The sequence below is a fragment of the Nonomuraea antri genome (assembly GCF_013283785.1).
Classification (GTDB): Bacteria; Actinomycetota; Actinomycetes; order Streptosporangiales; family Streptosporangiaceae; genus Nonomuraea; species Nonomuraea antri.
Map to the genome: position 1 here is coordinate 1 of NZ_JABCPZ010000012.1, position 18,128 is coordinate 18,128.

General features: G+C 70.7%; 18 protein-coding genes. 5 read left to right on the forward strand and 13 right to left on the reverse strand.

Annotated features, from left to right (window positions below):
* Window positions 1-8: 8 nt before the first annotated feature.
* From HII36_RS06255 to HII36_RS06285, 7 genes are all read right to left on the reverse strand, one after another.
* Window positions 9-887: a PHP domain-containing protein gene (locus HII36_RS06255; protein ID WP_173522097.1), complete on the reverse strand. Its 879-nt coding sequence runs from the start codon at window positions 885-887 to the stop codon at window positions 9-11.
* A gap of 70 nt (window positions 888-957) precedes the next feature.
* Window positions 958-1,647: an anti-sigma factor family protein gene (locus HII36_RS06260; protein ID WP_173522098.1), complete on the reverse strand. Its 690-nt coding sequence runs from the start codon at window positions 1,645-1,647 to the stop codon at window positions 958-960.
* Window positions 1,644-2,168 carry a sigma-70 family RNA polymerase sigma factor gene (locus tag HII36_RS06265; RefSeq protein WP_456238009.1) on the reverse strand — a complete coding sequence of 175 codons (525 nt, stop codon included), beginning with the start codon at window positions 2,166-2,168 and terminating at the stop codon, window positions 1,644-1,646. The genes HII36_RS06260 and HII36_RS06265 overlap by 4 nt, the downstream gene beginning before the upstream one ends.
* A 321-nt stretch (window positions 2,169-2,489) precedes the next feature.
* Window positions 2,490-3,068, reverse strand: a complete 579-nt coding sequence (locus HII36_RS06270) for a hypothetical protein (protein WP_173522099.1) — start codon at window positions 3,066-3,068, stop codon at window positions 2,490-2,492.
* Window positions 3,065-3,583: a hypothetical protein gene (locus tag HII36_RS06275; RefSeq protein WP_173522100.1), complete on the reverse strand. Its 519-nt coding sequence runs from the start codon at window positions 3,581-3,583 to the stop codon at window positions 3,065-3,067. Before HII36_RS06275 ends, HII36_RS06270 begins: the two co-directional genes overlap by 4 nt.
* Before the next feature lie 328 nt (window positions 3,584-3,911).
* The gene (locus HII36_RS06280) at window positions 3,912-4,781 is read right to left on the reverse strand and encodes a hypothetical protein (protein WP_173522101.1); all 870 of its coding nucleotides are present in this window, start codon (window positions 4,779-4,781) and stop codon (window positions 3,912-3,914) included.
* Window positions 4,782-5,135: 354 nt separating this feature from the next.
* Complete coding sequence (locus HII36_RS06285) at window positions 5,136-6,467, reverse strand: FAD-dependent monooxygenase (RefSeq protein WP_173522102.1); 1,332 nt, start codon at window positions 6,465-6,467, stop codon at window positions 5,136-5,138.
* Window positions 6,468-7,052: 585 nt separating this feature from the next.
* Between HII36_RS06285 and HII36_RS06290 the strand changes: the two genes are divergently transcribed.
* Both HII36_RS06290 and HII36_RS06295 read left to right on the forward strand, forming a co-directional pair.
* Window positions 7,053-7,898, forward strand: a complete 846-nt coding sequence (locus HII36_RS06290) for a hypothetical protein (protein ID WP_173522103.1) — start codon at window positions 7,053-7,055, stop codon at window positions 7,896-7,898.
* Window positions 7,895-8,275 (forward strand): VOC family protein, encoded by a 381-nt coding sequence (locus tag HII36_RS06295; RefSeq protein WP_173522104.1) that lies wholly within the window; start codon window positions 7,895-7,897, stop codon window positions 8,273-8,275. The genes HII36_RS06290 and HII36_RS06295 overlap by 4 nt, the downstream gene beginning before the upstream one ends.
* Before the next feature lie 94 nt (window positions 8,276-8,369).
* Here HII36_RS06295 and HII36_RS06300 read toward each other — a convergent pair whose 3' ends face one another.
* From HII36_RS06300 to HII36_RS06315, 4 genes are read right to left on the reverse strand one after another with little or no spacing between them, the layout of a single operon-like run.
* Window positions 8,370-10,499, reverse strand: coding sequence for a carbon starvation CstA family protein (locus HII36_RS06300; protein ID WP_173522105.1), 2,130 nt, complete (start codon window positions 10,497-10,499; stop codon window positions 8,370-8,372).
* A 3-nt stretch (window positions 10,500-10,502) separates the two neighbouring features.
* A complete protein-coding gene (locus HII36_RS06305) occupies window positions 10,503-10,829 on the reverse strand; it encodes a hypothetical protein (RefSeq protein WP_173522106.1) in 327 nt (108 codons plus the stop codon).
* A gap of 44 nt (window positions 10,830-10,873) precedes the next feature.
* On the reverse strand, window positions 10,874-11,413 hold the full coding sequence (locus tag HII36_RS06310) for a hypothetical protein (RefSeq protein WP_173522107.1): 540 nt from the start codon (window positions 11,411-11,413) through the stop codon (window positions 10,874-10,876).
* 36 nt (window positions 11,414-11,449) lie between these two features.
* Window positions 11,450-12,862, reverse strand: a complete 1,413-nt coding sequence (locus tag HII36_RS06315) for a purine-cytosine permease family protein (RefSeq protein ID WP_173522108.1) — start codon at window positions 12,860-12,862, stop codon at window positions 11,450-11,452.
* Between the two features lie 100 nt (window positions 12,863-12,962).
* Between HII36_RS06315 and HII36_RS06320 the strand changes: the two genes are divergently transcribed.
* Both HII36_RS06320 and HII36_RS06325 read left to right on the forward strand, forming a co-directional pair.
* Window positions 12,963-14,366, forward strand: coding sequence for an MFS transporter (locus tag HII36_RS06320; RefSeq protein WP_173522109.1), 1,404 nt, complete (start codon window positions 12,963-12,965; stop codon window positions 14,364-14,366).
* A 69-nt stretch (window positions 14,367-14,435) separates the two neighbouring features.
* Entirely contained in the window at window positions 14,436-14,981 is a 546-nt protein-coding gene (locus HII36_RS06325; RefSeq protein WP_173522110.1) for a hypothetical protein, read from the forward strand.
* 326 nt (window positions 14,982-15,307) lie between these two features.
* Here the strand turns inward: HII36_RS06325 and HII36_RS06330 are convergent, their stop codons facing one another.
* The gene (locus tag HII36_RS06330; protein ID WP_173522111.1) at window positions 15,308-16,054 is read right to left on the reverse strand and encodes a cytochrome c oxidase assembly protein; all 747 of its coding nucleotides are present in this window, start codon (window positions 16,052-16,054) and stop codon (window positions 15,308-15,310) included.
* Window positions 16,051-16,584, reverse strand: coding sequence for a DUF2243 domain-containing protein (locus HII36_RS06335; protein ID WP_173522112.1), 534 nt, complete (start codon window positions 16,582-16,584; stop codon window positions 16,051-16,053). Before HII36_RS06335 ends, HII36_RS06330 begins: the two co-directional genes overlap by 4 nt.
* Before the next feature lie 149 nt (window positions 16,585-16,733).
* Here HII36_RS06335 and HII36_RS06340 point away from each other — a divergent pair, with 149 nt between their 5' ends.
* Window positions 16,734-18,128, forward strand: a complete 1,395-nt coding sequence (locus HII36_RS06340; protein WP_173522113.1) for a sensor histidine kinase — start codon at window positions 16,734-16,736, stop codon at window positions 18,126-18,128.

Here is an 18,128-nt window from a genome sequence, read left to right on the forward strand (position 1 = left end):
GCCGGGGGTCAGGGGCTGGGTGTGCGCTGTGGGTTCTCGATCGCCGGCGTGATCGGGCGGGCGCCGGTGGCCTCGGAGAGCAGCCGCTCGTACACCTCCGGCGCGGTCGTCTCGCAGCCCAGCCGGTGGCCGGTCAGCTCACCGTGGTCGTCGCTGGCGCCCGTCACCTCCAGCCCCAGCTCCCGTGCCAGCGCCCGGACCTGGTCGCGGGCGGGACGGTGGTGGTCCAGGTGGTCGGCCTCCAGGCCGAACAGCCCGGCCGCGGCCAGGTCGGCGATCCACTCGTCCGGTACGACGGGCCCGCGCCGGCTCGCCTTGGGATGCGCGAGCACCGGAACCCCGCCCGCCGCCCGCACGAGGCGTACCGCGCGTTCGGGGTCGAGCGCGTACCTGGAGACGTGCGCGCGCCCGCCGGGCGCGATCCACTCCCGCGTGAACGCCTGCTCGGGCGTGCTGATCACGCCCGCGGCGACCATGGCCCGCGCGATGTGCGGCCGTCCGACCGGCCCGCCGGCGGCGAGCGCGGCCACGGCGTCCCAGGTCACCGGCGCGCCCAGGGCGTTGAGCCGCTCGACGGTGAGCCTGCCGCGCTCCTCGCGCGCCTGCCTGATGCGTACGCACTCGGCCAGCAGGTCGGCGTCGCCGGGATCGAACAGGTACGCCAGCAGGTGAATGCTCTGCCCCCCGCGCCGGCACGACAACTCCATACCGGGCACCAGCGTCAGCCCGGCGGGCAGCGACTCGGCGGCGGCCGCGTGCCCGGCGACGGTGTCGTGGTCGGTGAGCGCGAGCACGTCCAGCCCGCCGGCCCTGGCCCGCCGCACGACCTCGGCCGGCGGTTCGGTGCCGTCGGAGACGGCGGAGTGGCTGTGAAGATCGATGCGCATCGGCTGCCCTTCCGTCGAAACGCATCGTAGGCCCGGGACGGCCGGCCGGAGACCGTCGCGGCTGCGATCGTCAGAGCGGGACCGTCACCAGGGTGCGGCCGTCGATGGTCTCGATCACGAACCGGTTCAGCTCGGACTGCGGCAGACTCGTCCCCCCGTGCAGCACCAGCGGATCGGGCGCGCCCGGCACGCCGTACCCCTGCGCGGGCACCCCCCAGCTGGCCACGACCTCGGAGCGCCCGTCGTCACCGAAGGCGGTCATGCGGCACTTGAGCGGCCCCTTGACGCCCTTGAGCTCCAGCGCGACGTGCGTGCCCCAGCCCTTGTCCTCGACCCCGACCACACCCGTCACCCCGGTCGACGCGTCGGTCGCCGAGTACGCCTTGCCGGTCATCAGCAGTTCCCTGGCCGGCCCGTGGATGCTGTCCGGGTTCGGCCGGTCGGCGAACGAGCTGATCGCCAGGAACACCCCCGAGGCGACCACCAGGGACGCCGCGGCCGACATGAACATGCGATGGAATCCCCGGCGCCGGCGTTCCTTGGCGGCCCTGCGCACCACCAGCGATTCGATGTCGGGGGCGGCCGGGTGGAGGTCGTCCGGGTCGACGTCCCTGATCAGGTCGCCCATGGCGACGAACGTGCCGACCTCGGACGCGCAGCTGAAGCAGCCGTCCAGGTGCCGCTCGAACGCCCGTTGCTCCTCCTCGCTGAGCAGGCCGAGCGCGTAGGCGGCGACGTCCTCGTGGCGTACCTCCGTCATGGGAGCGTCACCCCTCTTTCCTCCAGTGCGACGCGTAACGCCCGCATGGCGTAGTACACCCGGGATTTCACCGTTCCGAGGGGAACGCCGATGATGTCCGCGGCCTCTTGGGCCGTCCTGTCGCGCAGGAAGGTCTCGGTGAGCACCTCGCGGTGCGCCGGCGACAGCGACATCATGGCGTCGCTCACCACGATCTCGCGCAGCAGGCGCTCGTCCTCGGTGTCCGCGTTGCGTCCGCGCTCGGGGATCTCCTCGACGGTGTCGAGCGGACGCGCGCCTGGACGTCGGCGATTGTCGATCACGACGCGGCGGGCCACGGTGGCCAGCCAGGGCATCAGCGAACCGCTCTCCGTGCGCAGGTCGGCCAGGTTCTTCCAGGCCCTGAGCAGGGTTTCCTGTACGACGTCCTCGGCCCAGCGCCGGTCGCCGCCCGTCAGCCGGACGGCGAAGGCCATCAACGGGCCGCCATATTCGCGGTACAGCGCCCGGACCATGGCTTCTTCGGACACACGATGTTTCACAAGGGGGTGAACTCCTCGTGCTGTGTAAACCATGAAATTCCCCTGATTAGAGAATTATCGCCCTGGTGAGCGGCGGGGAACAAGACACGGATTTCCCCCCATGCGCCCCTCTTGTTGCTATACGGCTATATTCAGCAATAAATCGGGCCAAGCGCCGACGTCGATCCCATCAGCACGTCCAGTCACCGGAATCACAGCGGCAACCCGATGACCCGACCCCGACTCCCCTATTCCGGCCGCCCGAATCCCGCAACCAAGAAGTACCGACCGGCTACGAAATATCGCCATTCAGTGGAGATGCGACCGCCCCGACAAAAGCCGCTATTTCCCTTGTTCGGATTTCTGACTCGGCACCAACGCCGGCTCCGACCAGGCCAGCGTGGCGCTGATCGCGTCGAACAGGTCGAGCATCGGCTCGGCCAGGCTCGCGTGCGGGCTGGTCAGCACCAGGTCGAGCACGCCATGCCCGCCGGGTATGGGGATCAGGGTCTGGGCGAACACGACGTCCGACGTGCCGGAGACCCGTACCGCCCGCCCGGCGGGAAGCTCGACGAGCCTGACCGTCCGCCCGGCCGGGCCGGTGGCGGCGATGGCCTCGATGACGTCACCGTCCAGATCGAGCCGTCCCGACGTGTGCAGCACCATCAACGTGGCCATGACCGGACCTTCGACGCACAGCCGCCGCCCGGTCATCGCCGCGCCGAGCAGTGCCCCGTGCCTGGCCGCCAGCCCGGCGACCGCACGCAGCGCCCGCACCAGCGCGTCCCGATGCGGCCGCAGCGCGGGAACGGCCTCGATCCTGGCGTCGACGAGCCCGGCGAGCTCACCGGCACGGGCGACCTCGAACCGGTACCAGGAGTCCGGCACCCGGACCGTGAACCCGAAGGGCAGCCCGGTCATGTGACGACTTCCTGGAAGAACGCGTCCACGTCTCTGGGCCGCAACGTCGTGCCGTCGTCGGTGCGCACGTCCCTGCCGGGTTCGAGCCGTGGGGCGGGCGCCGGGACGCCGTCCACGCTGACCGCGCCGACCTGACGTCCGTCGGCCAGGACGATCCACCCGCCGACCACCTTCGCGCCGCGCACCCGCGCGGTCGCCCGATACAGCCCCGAGGGCTTCCTCACCGTGGACGCGACGAACCGCTGCGGGGATTCGCCCAGATCGAGAGTCCCCGTGACCCGCCCCGAGGCGAGCGTGGCGGTGATCCTGATGTCCGTGTCCCTGGTGCCGAAAAGATCGGCCCGATTTTCCCTGACGTCACCTTCGAGCCAGGCTTCGCGCTTTCCGTCGCAGAAGTAGGCCACGGCCTTGCCGTCACGCACCGACAACGCCACCATGCCCCCGCCGCTCCGCCCGGCGAAGTCGGCCTTGACCGGCGCCACGACGGCGGCCGCCGTCGGACTCGGCTTCCGCACAGGCTCACCGAACGTCTTCCGCACAGGCTCACCGGACGGCTTCTCCGCAGGCTCACCGGACGGCGAGGCGCCCCCGTCCGGCGCCCGAACCTGGGCCTGCGCCTGGGCCTGCGAGACATCACCCCGAGTACCCCCGACAACCACCAAGGTCGCACCGGCCCCGATCAGCACCCCCACCACCAGCCCGATCACGAGCGGCGGCGGAGGCTTCAAGACCCTGCGGCCCGCCGGAGATCGGCCATGAACTCCACTCCCCATTCGGCACCTCCGTGGATCCCGCGGCACACCAATCCCGATGAACCGTCCGCCAGGGAGGGCGCCGTTTCCGTCACGTTGTACGCGGCGCTCCGGAGGAGGGTTCAACGCCATGACGGAATGTCCGTGCGGGGCAGGCCATCGTCCCCAGCTCCCGCAAGACGTCGAGCACGCGCACCCGCAGTTCCTCCTCCGTGAGGTCTCCCCGCTCCCACAGGTCAGGGTCCAGCGCGCAGTCGTCGATGGCGTGGAAGACGTCGTTCATCAACTCGTCGAACCGGCCCAAGAGCCGTTCACCGGCATCCAGCGCCCGGCCGCGCGCGCCCATCCACTTGGCGACGAAACGCCTGCCGTCCAGCCGTGCCGCGGCGAACGACGCCATCAGCGCGAGCTGCCGCGCGGTGCTCGACTCTGGACGCACCTCCGCCGCCGTCCGCCACGCCCGCCAGTGCGGACGGTTCTCCTCCGCCAGGTCTGGACGAATCGAGCCGAGCCGCTGAGCGTCCCGGAAGAACCGCGCCCTGGCCTGGTCGACCCCGGTGTCGAGACAAGCACGCACGAACGTCACATTCCCGGCCAGCAACGCATAGCCCCGCCCGGTGAACAGCAGCGCGGCGGACAGATCCGGCAACGCCACCAACGCCTGCACGTCACGCCCCGGCAGCGCCGCACCCAGCTCCCGCGCCGACATCTCCACCCGGACGACCCGTTCGGCCACCACACGTCCCTGATCGATGCGCGCGATCAGGCCATGAGAAGCGCCGGCGGCCACGGCTGCGCCGGACCAGCGGGTGGCGAGCCGCCCGTCGTCGAAAGACGCGGCGAGCAGCGGGACGACCGTCTTGGCGTCCACGTCCAGCCATTCCCCGCTGAACCCCCGCGATTCCTCCCGCACCAGCCACGAGAGGTCCTGGCCGCCGTCGGACCCCGAATACACCGCCATCGACTTTCCACCCACGATCCCGAAGAACAGACTCGACCCACTCACGAGAGGCGACGTCGTCGTCCAACGACCCGCGTAACCCCTGCCATCGTCGCCCCCGTGATCGCCAGAGCCAGGCGCCTGGACGGGTCATCGCGGAACAGCCGCCCTCATGAACATCTGTTATCGCAGGCGTACCAATTGTCCGGCACCCCCGTCACACCACTCCACACAATCGCCGGACCACGCTCGACCTTGACGCACGTACGCCATGGACAAAGCACCCACTGTTGTCGCGATCCGCGCCCGCCTTGTGTAGGTCGTCCGGCGGTGTCCCACGGAAGCGCCGGTCCCCCGACCCGTCACGTGTGACGCCTACGACTTGGCCGACGACGAGGTGACCGGCGATCCGGCCAGTGCTGCGGAGTCCGGCACCCCCGCGTGGTCGGGCGCCCCCGCATGACCCGGCACCCCCGCATAGCCCAGCACCCCCGCGTAGTCGGGCAGCTCGACGCCATTGATCGCGCGCCCGATCAGCTCGCCGAACCATTCACCGGCGAAATCGGGAAGCGGCTCGACGTCCGGCCCGGGGAGGTCGCGGCTGCGCGCGTTCAACCGGCCGATCTCCTGGTTGGCCTCGACGTACGAGCGCATCAGCGCCTCGTAGCGGGCGAACCCGGCGTCGGGATCCCATCCGGCGGCGGCCAGCTCTCCGGCCAGCACGTAGGCGCCGACCAGCGCCAGCCCGGTGCCCTGCCCCGACAACGGCGAGGAGCTGAACGCCGCGTCCCCGAGCAGCCCCACCCGTCCGCTCGACCAGCGGTCCATCACCACCTGGGCGACCTGGTCGAGGTAGAAGTCCGGGGTGTCGTCCAGGTGCGCGAGGATGTCCGGGGTCAACCAGCCCAGGCCCGCCATCCGCTCACGCAGCAGAACTTTCTGTGCCTCGACGTCACGGTGGTCGACGTCGAAGTCGGCCGAGGTGAAGGAGAACACGGCCATCGCCCGGGTGGCGTCCTGGATGGGCCGCAGGAGGGCGGAGCGCCCGGTCTCCTGATCCTGGTACTCCAGCAGCCAGCGGTCCAGCCCGAACTCGTTGGGCAGACTGTAGAAGGCCAGCACGTGCCCGAGGTGGCGGAGGAACCGCTCATGCGGCCCGAAGACCATCGCGCGCAGCGGCGAGTGCAACCCGTCGGCCCCGACCACCAGCTCGAAGCGCCGCCGGCCGCCGCCCGCGAAGACCACGTCCACCCCGTCCGCGTCCTGGACGAGCTCCGCGATCCGGTCGCCGAAGACGTACTCGACGCCGTCGCGGGTGTCGTCGTAGAGCACCTGGGCCAGGTCCCCGCGCAGGATCTCGATGTCCGCAATGTACCCGTCGCCACCGTCGTCCTCGGCGCGGAAGGTCTGCAGCACCTGCCCGTCCGCGTCCACGGTGTGCGCACCGGCGGTGTCGGTACAGGCCGCACGCACCGCCGCGTCCAGCCCCATGCGCCCGAGAACCTCCTTGGCGATCCCCCGCGCGTCCACCGCCTGCCCGCCGGGACGCAGCCCAGGAGCCCGCTCCACCACGGTCACCTCGGCCCCCCACCGCCGCAGCCAGTACGCCAGCGCGGGCCCCGCGATGCTCGCCCCCGCCACCAACACCCTGGGCCCCTGCTCGCCGGTGCCGGTGGTGTGCTCCCGCTTGGAGTCGTCGACGCTCATCACTGCCTCCATGTGCTTCCTCCCGCGCCGGACACTCCCGGCACAGACCCACCACCGTCGGTGTGCCAGCGGTATCGACCACGGATCCGCGCAAAACTCATCGTTCAGCCTCAGCCGCGGATCGAAGTGGGTTACCAGTCAGCCGAGCGGCCATCGCATCAGCGGGGAACTTCCAGCACGGTTCGGTCGGCCGCGTACACGCTGTCCGCCTGCCCGTCGTAGTGCACGACGAAGAGGGGTACGCCCTCCGCCACACCGTACTGGCGACGTTCCGCCAGCCCCTCAGCGCGAAGAACGGCGATCGCACGGCGGACGGTCTCCCGTGCTCGTGGATCAGGGCCTTCTCAGAGGGGACCGGCTGGCCGACGGCCAACTCTCCTGATTCGATGGCCGACGGAGGACGCCGGCGAGTTGCACGTATGCCGGTTCGCAGGAATCCGATCTTGACTACGCACCCACGTCTGCAGCTCAGGACAAGGCTTGACCTTGACGCGACGTCAACGTGTGCAATGGAGGCACGTGGGGCCCGTTCCCTCGTTTCCCCAGCTCACAGGAGAGTTTCCAGCTCACAGGAGAGAAGGTGTGATGCTCAGGTTCGCTCGTGCGGCGCTGTACACCGTCATCCCCGCCGAACTGCTGATCGTGATCATGATCGTGTCCGGGGTGTCGCTGCCCGCGCCGCTCGTGGTCGCCGTCGAGGTCGCGGTGGTGCTGGTGTTCGGGCTGGAGATGGTGACCGGGTGTCGGCTGTTCCTGGCGGCTCGCCGGCGAGGAGCTGGACGGCGGGCGGCGGCGGAGGAAGCGGTGCGGACGTTGGTGCCCGAGCCCGTGCTCAAGGTGGTGATGTTCGAGGTCAAGGGCATGGTCAGCATCGTCAGGTGGGTGCTGCGCCGGCGGGCCGGGGTGCCTGAGGGGGCGACCGCGGTGTCGTACGCCAAGGAGCAGTGGCCGCTGATGCTGGTGATGCTGTTCGCGATGGTGGTGGAGACCGTCGGCCTCGACCTGCTGCTGGTGGCGATCGACGCGCCCGCGTGGCTGCGGTTCGGGGTGCTGGTGCTGGACGTCTACAGCGTCCTGTTCGCGGTGGCGCTGGCCGCCGCGTGCGAGGTGCACCCGCACGTCATCACCGCGGACGAGTTGCGCATCCGCTACGGCGCCTACTTCGACCTGCGCATCCCCCGCGACCAGATCGCCTCGGTACGCGTCAGCCGCAGCTACAACGAGAGCAGCATGGTCAGGGGGGCCGACGGGCGGCTAAGCGTGGCGGTGTCGTCCCAGACGAACCTGGTGGTGGAGCTGACCGAGCCCGTCGCGTACGTGCGGCCGCTGGGCAAGTCGGGTACGGCGACCACGGTGCGGTTCTTCGCCGACACACCGGCCGCCGCGCTGGCCGCACTGCGACCGGCCGACGCTCGTACGGTGAACACATGAACATCGAGCGGCTCGATCACCTGGTGCTGACCGTCGCGGACGTGACGGCGACGGTCGCGTTCTACACCCGGGTGCTGGGCATGGAGGCGGCGACGTTCGGCGACGGGCGGCACGCGCTGAGGTTCGGCCAGAGCAAGATCAACCTGCATGAGGCTGGGCACGAGTTCGAGCCCAAGGCCGCCAGGCCGACGCCGGGCAGCGCGGATCTGTGCCTGATCGTCGCCGACCCGCTGGACCAGGTCGTGGCCGAGCTGACCGAGCACGGGGTGGACATCGAGGAGGGCCCGGTGGAACGGGCCGGGGCGATGGGCACGCTGCTGAGCGTCTACCTGCGCGACCCCGACCAGAACCTGATCGAACTGAGCAACTACCGCTGACCGTCTCGTGGGCATCGCCGCCGGGCCTCCTCCCCAGCGCGTCGGTCGTCAACGCGACCGCGGCTGAGTGAGGAGGCCGTGGACCGCGACTAGATCACGGGCTGTCCCCCGAGGACGAAGACGCCATCAGGCGGCGTTCCTCTCTGGTGGCGATCAGTCCGGACGGTGCCACGATCGTGGATTCCTGGTACGGCGCCTCCGTACTCGGCAGCGGCTCCCGCGCCCGGATCGCCCGTATCCAGATGCGGGCCGCGTCCAGGATCACGATGATGATCAGGACGGCGAACAGCGCCGCCAGCACCCCGTCCACGGTGGAGTTGATGACGATCTGCCGCATCGCGTCGGGCGTCTTGGCGGGGGCGAGCACCTGGCCCTGGTCCAGGGCGGTCTGGAAGCGGTCGCGCTGGGCGAAGAAGCCGAGCTTGGGGTCGGGCGAGAAGACCTTCTGGTAGCTGGCGGTGAGGGTGACGGCGACGTCCCAGGCGAGCGGGATGCCGGTGATCCAGGCCCATTTGAGCCGGCCGCTCTTGATCAGGAGCGTGGTCGCCACGGTGAGCGCCACCGCGGCGAGCAGTTGGTTGGCGATGCCGAACAGCGGGAAGAGCTGGTTGATGCCGCCGAGCGGGTCGTTGACGCCCTGGTAGAGGAAGTATCCCCAGGCTCCGACGACCACCGCGCTGGCGGCGAGCAGCCCGGGCCACCAGCTCACCCGGGAGATCGGCTTCCACAGGTTGCCGAGGGTGTCCTGGAGCATGAAGCGTCCGACGCGGGTGCCGGCGTCGACCGTGGTCAGGATGAACAGCGCCTCGAACATGATGGCGAAGTGATACCAGAACGCCTGCAGCGACGCCCCGCCGAGGAACGCGGAGAAGATCTGGGAGATGCCGACGGCGAGCGTCGGCGCGCCGCCGGTGCGCGCGATCAGCGTCTGTTCCTGCACCGCCTGCGCCGCGGCCTGCAGTTCCTGCGGGGTGATAACGAAGCCCAGGTTGCTGACCGCCTGCGCGGCCGACTGGACGGTGGTGCCGACCACCCCGGCCGGTGCGTTCATCGCGAAGTAGAGCCCGGGTGTCAGCACGCAGGCCGCGGTGATGGCCATGATCGCGACGAACGACTCCATGAGCATGGAGCCGTAGCCGATCATCCGTACCTGGCTCTCCTTCTGGATCATCTTGGGCGTCGTCCCGGACGAGATCAGCGCGTGGAACCCCGACAGCGCCCCGCAGGCGATGATGATGAACACGAACGGGAACAGCGAGCCCGCGAAGACCGGCCCCTCCCCGTTGAAGGCGAACTCGGTGAACGCGGTGGTCTTCATCACCGGCATGGTGATCGCGATGCCCACCGCGATCAGCGCGATCGTCCCGATCTTCATGAACGTCGACAGGTAGTCGCGCGGCGCCAGCAACATCCACACCGGCAGGACGGCGGCGATGAACCCGTACGCGATCAGCCACAGCGACAGCGCGGACGGGCTCAGCGTGAAGATCGGCGCCCAGCTCGACTCCTGCACCCAGCCGCCGGCCACGATCGCGAGCAGCAGCAGCGCGACGCCGATCGCGGTGGTCTCGACGACCCGTCCCGGCCGCAGTACTCGCAGGTAGAAGCCCATGAACAGGGCGATCGGGATGGTCATGGCGATGGAGAAGACGCCCCACGGCGACTGCGCCAGCGCGTTCACCACGACCAGCGCGAGCACCGCCAGCAGGATGATCATGATGGCGAACACCGCGATCAGCGCCGCCGCGCCGCCGACCGGGCCGATCTCGTCGCGGGCCATCTGCCCGAGGCTCCGGCCGTTGCGCCGCATGGAGAAGAACAGGATCACCATGTCCTGGACGGCGCCGGCGAAGATGACCCCGGCCACGATCCAGATGGTGCCGGGCAGGTAGCCCATCTGCGCCGCCAGCACCGGCCCGACCAGCGGCCCGGCCCCGGCGATCGCGGCGAAGTGGTGGCCGAACAGGATCCGGCGGTCGGTCGGGTGGTAGTCGATGCCGTTGTCGAGCCGTTCCGCCGGGGTCGCGCGGCGGTCGTCGGCCCGCAGCACCTTCTTGACGATGAACCTGGCGTAGAAGCGGTAGGCGATGGCGTACGAGCCGAGTGCGGCGGCCAGCAGCCAGACCGCGTTCACGTTCTCGCCCCTGGACAGGGCGAGCGCTCCCCACCCCGCCGCGCCGATGACGGCGACCGCCGTCCAGATGATGATGGAGCGTGCCTTCACCGGTTACCTCCCATGAACGGGACGCCCCAGGCAGCACCTCAGCCCGGCGTCCGGCGGCAGATCGGTCGTGAAGCGCCGCCAGCGCCACACGGGTCGGCAGTCGATCGTGACCGGCAGCTCGACCAGATGGACCCAGGCGGTGGGGTGGGCGTACACCAGATCGGTCCCGAGTCTGCGCGCGTGCCGGGGCAGTCGCGTACGCCGCAACGGCCGGAGCGAGAACTCTCCCGCGTCGGCGCAGCAGAGGCCGGTCACGTGCCAGTCGAAGAAGACCACTTCTTCGGCGCGCAGCGCGTCGCGGGCGGCGGGCGTCAGCGTGATACGGGACATCTGGGGCTCCTGACTACCAGGCAGCTCAGAAGCTAACGACGGCTTTACCCGGTGCCGCCCATACCGAAACCGTCGTTACGGTCTCGAGCGGCCTCCCTATCGCAGGCGGCGTGGATGGCCTCGTACACCAGGGCCAGCAGGGTGGCCGCCAGCGCGCCGGCCAGCGGCCCGGCCACCACCGGCATCGTCACCGCCCCCGCGTGCCAGACCCCCGTCGCCGCGGCCGTCGCCGTCAGGACGGCCACGCCGTACATCGCCGCCCACACCGGCAGCAGCCGCAGGTAGGCGAAGCACAGCGGATAGGCCAGCCACCCGAACGACGGCGCGGTCGCCGCAAGACCCGCCCAGCCCACCGTCACCAGCACCAGCCACACCGGCCCGAACCAGGAGCCGCGCCCGAGCACGTAGAGCAGCCCGAGCAGCCCGGCCAGGCCGAGCAACCCGAGCAGCGCGCCCGCGAGCGCCACGCCGCCGCGCCCGGCGTGCAGCGCGTCGGCCACGGCGATGACCAGCAGCACCCAGAACGTGCCGTGCACCGCCCACCGCAGCAGCCGCAACGCCGACGGCAACGGAAAGTCAATCATCAGTGACCAACAGTAACCGTCCGGGCGGGAATCCCGCTACCCGGTGCCGCGCGGGCGCCTGACCGCGGTGAACGCGAAGTAGAGCAGCCCGGCCAGCAGCAACGCGATGATCACCCCGATGTTGGCCGCCCCGAACGTGCTCGACTTCAGCTCCTCGCTCATCAGGAACCCGACGACGCGGGCGATGTTCGCGTCGCCGCTGGTGACCAGGCCGAGCCCCACCACCGAGGCGACGACCAGCGACACCAGCCCGGGCCAGTGCACGGCCGGAGCTCCAGGACGCAGCAGCCGCTCGTCGTAGGCCCGGCCGCCGTCGCGCAGCCGCCACATGTCCACCAGGAAGATCGCCACCCAGGCCGCCATGACGACGCCGATGATCGTCAGGAACGCCTGGAAGGTGGCGAAGAAGCTGTCGGAGACGAACAGCAGGTAGTACCCGCCGAGCACCATGAGCAGCCCGTCGATCAGCACCGCGTAGTGCCGCTTGACCGGCACGCCGAGCGCCAGCATCGACAGCCCGGAGGAGTAGATGTCCAGGATCGCCCCGGCCAGGAAGCCGCCGATGGCGATCAGCAGGTACGCCAGCAGGAACCAGGTGTCGAGCTCGCCTGCCAGCGCCTCCACCGGGTTGGCCGCGGCCTTGCCGCTCAGCTCGGGGTCGCCGCCGGCCAGCAGCACCCCGAAGACCAGCAGGATCATCGGCGGCACGGCGCCGCCGACCGTCGTCCACAGCGCCACCGATCTGCCCTTGGAGTCGGCGGGCAGGTAGCGGGAGTAGTCGGCGCCGCAGTTCACCCAGCCCAGGCCGAGCAGGGTCATGGCGAAGATGACGCCGCCCGCCCACTGTCCGAGCCCGCCCTGGCCGCCGCTGAGCGAGGTGCCCAGCCGGTCGGCCATGAAGATCATGTACGCCACCGTCAGCACGACGAACGCGTAGGTCAGGTACCGCTGAACCGTCATGATCATCGCGTGGCCGTACACGCCGACCACGATCGTGACCAGCGCGGCCACCGCGAAGCAGATCGCGGTCGCGGTCGTGCCGGACAGCGCCGGGGCGATCCGGCCGAGAATGGCCGCGCCGCTCTGCGCGGAGAGCGTGACCAGCACGATCTCCCAGCCGACGTTCGAGATGTAGGAGAGCAGTGCGGGCAGTTTGTTGCCCTGGTAGCCGAAGGGGGCGCGGCCGAGCGTCATGGTCGGCACCCCGGAGCGGGCGCCGGCGATCGCGACCAGCCCGACCAGGCCGAACGACAGGACGTAACCGAGCACACCGGTGACGATCGCCGGCAGCACGCCCAGGCCGAGGCCCACGATGTAGAGACCGAAGGCGATGCCGAACAGCGAGAGGTTGGACCCGGCCCACGGCCAGAAGAGATCGAACGGCTTGCCGCGCCGCTCGCCGGCCGGAACCGCGTTGATGCCGTTCTGTTCGACGGTCAGCTGTTCCATGATCGGACGTTACACCTGCCGTGCTCGCCGGAGATCCCCCGGGTGACGGCAAAGAAATCATTGTCGGCGAAATCCGATACTTCGGATCTCTCGGGGAATCATGAGCGCCGTGACGGAGGCGTCCGGGTTCGACACGCGCAGGCGGGCGCTGGGCGTGTGCCTGGTGGCGGCGTTCATGACGGGCCTGGACGTGAGCATCGTCAACGTCGCGCTGCCGTCCATCCGCGACGGGCTGCACGCCGACGAGGACGGGCTGCAGTGGACGCTGTCCGGATACGCGCTGACGTTCGGCCTGCTGCTCGTCCCCGGCGGACGGCTCGGCGACGCCAGGAGCCGGCGGGCGATGTTCATGTGGGGCGTGACGTTGTTCACCGTCTCCAGCGCGGCCTGCGGCATGGCCTGGGACATGCACGTGCTGATCCTGGCCAGGCTCGTTCAGGGCATGGCGGCGGGCCTGCTGAACCCGCAGGTCTCCGGGCTGATCCAGCAGGTCTTCCACGGCCCGGAGCGCGGGCGGGCGTTCGGCGGGCTCGGCGCCACGATCGGGGTGTCCACCGGGGCCGGGCCGCTGATCGGCGGCGTGCTGGTGACGATGTTCGGTCCCGAGCACGGCTGGCGGTGGGTGTTCCTGGTGAACGTGCCGATCGGCATCGCGCTGCTGCCGCTGGCCTGGAAGCTGCTGCCCGCGCCCCAACCGGCGGGACGGCGCAAGGAGAGCCTGGACCCGATCGGCGTGCTGCTGCTCGGCATCGGCGTGGCCGGGCTGTTGCTGCCGTTCATCCAGCGTCACCAGTGGGAGGGCAACGCCAAGTGGCTGCTCATCCCGGCGGCGTTCGCGGTGCTGGCCGGGTTCATCGCGTGGGAGCGGCGTTACCGCAGGGAAGCACTGGTCGACCTGTCGTTGTTCGGCAAGCGGTCGTACCGGCTGGGCTCGGCCATCGCGTTGTTCTACTTCGCCGGGTTCACCGGGATCTTCTTCATCTTCACCCTGTACCTGCAGAGCGGGCTGGGTTACAGCGCGCTGCTGGCCGGGCTGGCGGTGACGCCGTTCTCGGTGGGGTCGGCGGTGGCGTCCGTGGTGGGTGGCAGGCTCGTCTCGCGTGCCGGGCGGCGGGTGGTGGCCATCGGGCTGGCCTTGGTGATCGCCGGGCTGCTGGCCACCATGGCGGCCACACTGCTGGTGCCCGGCCAGGGCGTCGGGCTGGCGACGGCGCTGCCGCTGCTGGTCGCGGGCATCGGCAGCGGCCTGGTGATCTCGCCGAACGTGGCCATCACGCTCTCCGAGGTGCCGCCGGCCGGGGGCGGGAGCGCGTCCGGGGTGCTGCAGACCGGGCAGCGGCTCGGCTCGTCCTTCGGGATCGCGGCGGCCGGGTCGACGTTCTTCGGCTCGCTGGGTCAGGGCTGGGGGACGGCGTTCAGGCACGGCGTGGCCGTGATCGTGGCGTTCGTGGTGGCGGCGCTCGCGGCGGCGGCGTACGACCTGCTCAAGTCACGCGCCAAGTAGCGCCCGGCTGCACCGAATCCGCACGAACGCTCCCCTGAACCACCACGAAAGATCGCTACGATGCGCGGCGTGCGAACATCTGGCCGGATCCGTCATTGGGTGGTGGCGGCGTTCCTGATCGTGCTGGTGCCGGCCTCGCTGTGGGCGACGAGCCTGCCGGGGACGGATTTCGGGCTGGTGATGCTGCTCGGGCCGGCCTGGCTGGTCTTCGTCCCGGTGTGGGCCGCGCTCTTCATCTTCACCTTCGTCGGCCGGTGGGGCTGCCTGCGCCGTGAGTGGCCGCGCTGGACCGTCGCGCCGCTGGCGGTGGTGCTGGCCGGGGCGCTGATCCAGTGGGGCGTGCCGGTCCAGGTGCGTTTCGAGCTGTCCAGGGCCGCGCTCGACCGGTTCGCGACGAGCGTCGCACGCGGCGCGCCGCCGCCGGACGGTGGGTGGATCGGGCTGTACCCGGTGCTCTCCGCCGAGCGGGTTCCTGGCGGGGCGAGCTTCACGATCGAGGGCGCGGGCGGGTTCCTGGAGGCGTACGGGCTGGTCTGGAAGCCGGGCGGCGGGCTCAACCCCGACGACCACCGCAGGATCGACGGCGATTGGTACGTGTGGTGGATCAGCGACTGACGGAGAGCACCGGCCGGCCCTGGGTCGTGGTCACGGTGCTGCTGGGGCTGGTGACGTTCTACGCGGCGAGCCTGCCCGGCGGGCATTTCGAGACGGCCGTGCTCGCCCTGCTCGGCTGGCCGCTGCTCGGCCTGGCCTGGCTGATCGCGACGGCCAACCGGATCGTCAGGCGGGGGCGCGGCGCCTGGCTGCGCCGCAATCGGCCGCAGTGGGCCGTGACGCCGCTGATCGTGGTGCTGGTCGGCCTGCTGGTGTTCCTGGACGCGCCGAAGACCTGGCGTTTCGCGTTGTCACGCGGCGGCATGGAGCATTACGCCCAGCTGGCTTCAGAAGGGGTGCCGACGGGGAAGCGGGACAGCTTCATGTGGAGCCCCGGCGGCGAACCGGACATCGACGGCCCGGGCAGCTTCCGGCACTACACCGGCCCCTGGTACATCTGGGAGGACGAGGCCTTCTAGCCGCCGCAGGCGCCAGGTGCCGACCAGGGCCAGGGCGAGCAGGAGTTCGGCCAGGTCGCCGCCGTAGTACATGATCGCCGCCGCCCCCCGCCGCTGCTCCTCCGGCACCGGTACGTGCACCCAGCCCGCGTACATCGCCTGCGACAGCCCCGCGTGCACCGCGATGGCCACCCCCAGCACCACCAGCCGCGCCGGCACCGAGGGCCGACCGGGCGCCGGGTCGCGGCCGGCGATGACCCACGCGAACAGGTACCCAGACAGCAGGAAGTGCGCGTGCACCAGCGGCGCGGGCGCCTGGTGGTGCAGCGGCGTGCAGTACAGCGCCACCATGCCGCCCGTGCTCAGCGTCAGCGCCAGCCACGGATCGGCCAGCACGTGCGCCGGACGGCTGCGCAGCACCCGGCCGAGACGGCGGGCCCAGGTCCTGGGCAGGCGGCGCAGCAGGAACGACACGGGCGCGCCGAGCGCGAGCGCGATCGGCGCCAGCATCCCGACCAGCAGGTGCTGCAGCATGTGCCCGCGGAAGTCGTGGTGCGCCCAGTCGGCCACAGGCCCGGTCCACGCGACGGCCAGCAGCAGGACGCCGGCGCAGAAGCTCGCCGCCCTGAGGGTCATCGCTCGCGGTCCTGGCACAGGTCGAGCACGCTCCCGCCGCGCTGGACGAGCCACCCGACGACCATGAGCAGCACCCCGAGCAGCAGGAAGCCCAGGTCCCACCAGATCTGCCCGGGCCCGGTACGCACGTGGTGCACGCCCAGCAGCTGGTGGTCGATGATGCCCTCGACCAGGTTGAACAGCCCCCAGCCGACCAGGATCCAGCCCCACAGCATCCGCGAGCGCCACACCAGCCCGTACGAGCGCGTCACCCGCGAGTACAGCAGCGCGATCCCGATCAGCACGGCCAGCCAGGTGAAGGTGTGGAAGAGGCCGTCCCACAGGGTGTTCATCCGCAGGCCAGGGACGGTGTCGACCGGGTAGTCGCGCACGTCGATGTTCGCCGTGCCGGTGCTGGACAACATGTGGTGCCACTGCAGGACCTGGTGGAGCAGGATCCCGTCGACGAATCCGCCGAGCCCGACGCCCAGCACGGTCCCCGGCAGTGCGATGAGCCGGCGTGTGGCCGCGCGAGCCGCCCTGGTCTGCATGCGTCCACTATCGGTTCCGCCGGCGCCGGTCCCACGTGGCGAAACGCTGGTCATTACCGAATCTCGAAGCCGCGCGGGCGCGGGTCAGGCACTGGTGATGTCACGACGTTCGGGGGTAAATGTCACAGATAGTGATACGGGGGACGGGGATGGTGACGGGGCTCTTTCCACGTTCGATCCGGGCGCGGCTCACCACGATCGCGACCCTGATCGCGGCGGCGGTCTTCACCACGACGTCCACGATCACGCTCGCCACCGTCCCCAGCAACCTGCACGGCACGGTCGAGACCCGGGTGGAGCTGGCGGTGCGGCGGGTGGCCAGCGAGGCCAGGATGGGACGGCTGCCGAGCACGCTGGAGACCCCGCAGCACGTGCAGCTCCTGATGGTCGTCTCCCCCGACGGGCGGATGCTGGCCGCCAGCCCCGGCCTGCGCGGCGACCCGGGCGTGACCGACCTCAAGGCCCCGCGGGTCGAGACCGTCCACACCGGGGAGCGGGTGCTGTTCGGCCTGCGTGACGAGCCGGAGGCGCAGTACCTGGTGATGGCCATCCGGGTGCGGACGCCGTCCGGGCCGGTCGTCGTCTACGGCGCCGCCTCGCTGAGCGACGTGCACCGGGCGCTGAAATTGCTCTACGTGCTGGTGTTCATCGGCACGCCGCTGGTGCTGCTGATGGTCGCGGGCCTGGCCTGGCTGACGGTGGGGTTCGCGCTGCGTCCGGTGGAGCGGATCAGGTCCGAGCTGGCCGAGATCACCGGGCAGGACCTGAGCAGGCGCGTGTCCGTACCCGACCACGGGGACGAGATCACCGACCTGGCGGCCACCACGAACCACACGCTCGACCGGCTGGAACGTTCGGCGGAGACGCAGCGGCGCTTCGTCGCCGACGCCTCGCACGAGCTGCGCAGCCCGATCTCGGCGCTGCGCACGCAGCTGGAGGTGGCCAACGAGTACCCGGAGGAGACGGACTGGCCGGCCACCGGCGCCCGCGCCCTGGCCGCAGCCGAGCGCCTGACCGGCATCATCGACGAACTGCTGATGCTGGCCAGGATCGACGCGGGCGCGGTGGCCAACCGCCGGGTGGTGGACATCTGCCGGCTGGCCGAGGACCAGGTCAGCCTGCGCCAGGGCGGCCGGGTGCCGATCACGCCGCACCTGTGCGCGTCCGCCCCGGTGTACGGCTCCCCGATGCAGCTCGACCGGCTGCTGACCAACCTGCTGGACAACGCCACCAGGCACGCGGCCACCAGGATCGACCTGCGGGTGACCGTCGAGGACGACCACGTGCTGGTCAGCGTCACCGACGACGGCCACGGCATCCCCGAGCGGGACAGGGAACGCGTCTTCGAGCGCTTCACCCGGCTGCGTGAGTCGCGGGAGAAGGACAAGGGCGGCAGCGGGCTCGGCCTGCCCCTGTCGCGGGAGATCGCCACCGCGCACGGCGGCACGCTGGTGATCGTCCCGCATGAGCCCGGCGCCCGTTTCGTCGCCCGCCTGCCGCTGCATGGGAAGGGGCCCGCCGGCGATCGCCGGCGGGCCCCGTGA

What these genes read in the sequence shown, in the direction of transcription:
- HII36_RS06330 (WP_173522111.1), bottom strand. Translation starts at nt 16,054, where the DNA reads ATGACCCTCAGGGCGGCGAGCTTCTGCGCCGGCGTCCTGCTGCTGGCC.
- HII36_RS06270 (WP_173522099.1), bottom strand. Translation starts at nt 3,068, where the DNA reads ATGACCGGGCTGCCCTTCGGGTTCACGGTCCGGGTGCCGGACTCCTGG.
- HII36_RS06340 (WP_173522113.1), top strand. Translation starts at nt 16,734, where the DNA reads ATGGTGACGGGGCTCTTTCCACGTTCGATCCGGGCGCGGCTCACCACG.
- HII36_RS06255 (WP_173522097.1), bottom strand. Translation starts at nt 887, where the DNA reads ATGCGCATCGATCTTCACAGCCACTCCGCCGTCTCCGACGGCACCGAA.
- HII36_RS06290 (WP_173522103.1), top strand. Translation starts at nt 7,053, where the DNA reads ATGCTCAGGTTCGCTCGTGCGGCGCTGTACACCGTCATCCCCGCCGAA.
- HII36_RS06315 (WP_173522108.1), bottom strand. Translation starts at nt 12,862, where the DNA reads ATGGAACAGCTGACCGTCGAACAGAACGGCATCAACGCGGTTCCGGCC.
- HII36_RS06320 (WP_173522109.1), top strand. Translation starts at nt 12,963, where the DNA reads ATGAGCGCCGTGACGGAGGCGTCCGGGTTCGACACGCGCAGGCGGGCG.
- HII36_RS06285 (WP_173522102.1), bottom strand. Translation starts at nt 6,467, where the DNA reads ATGAGCGTCGACGACTCCAAGCGGGAGCACACCACCGGCACCGGCGAG.
- HII36_RS06305 (WP_173522106.1), bottom strand. Translation starts at nt 10,829, where the DNA reads ATGTCCCGTATCACGCTGACGCCCGCCGCCCGCGACGCGCTGCGCGCC.
- HII36_RS06310 (WP_173522107.1), bottom strand. Translation starts at nt 11,413, where the DNA reads ATGATTGACTTTCCGTTGCCGTCGGCGTTGCGGCTGCTGCGGTGGGCG.
- HII36_RS06295 (WP_173522104.1), top strand. Translation starts at nt 7,895, where the DNA reads ATGAACATCGAGCGGCTCGATCACCTGGTGCTGACCGTCGCGGACGTG.
- HII36_RS06335 (WP_173522112.1), bottom strand. Translation starts at nt 16,584, where the DNA reads ATGCAGACCAGGGCGGCTCGCGCGGCCACACGCCGGCTCATCGCACTG.
- HII36_RS06260 (WP_173522098.1), bottom strand. Translation starts at nt 1,647, where the DNA reads ATGACGGAGGTACGCCACGAGGACGTCGCCGCCTACGCGCTCGGCCTG.
- HII36_RS06280 (WP_173522101.1), bottom strand. Translation starts at nt 4,781, where the DNA reads ATGGCGGTGTATTCGGGGTCCGACGGCGGCCAGGACCTCTCGTGGCTG.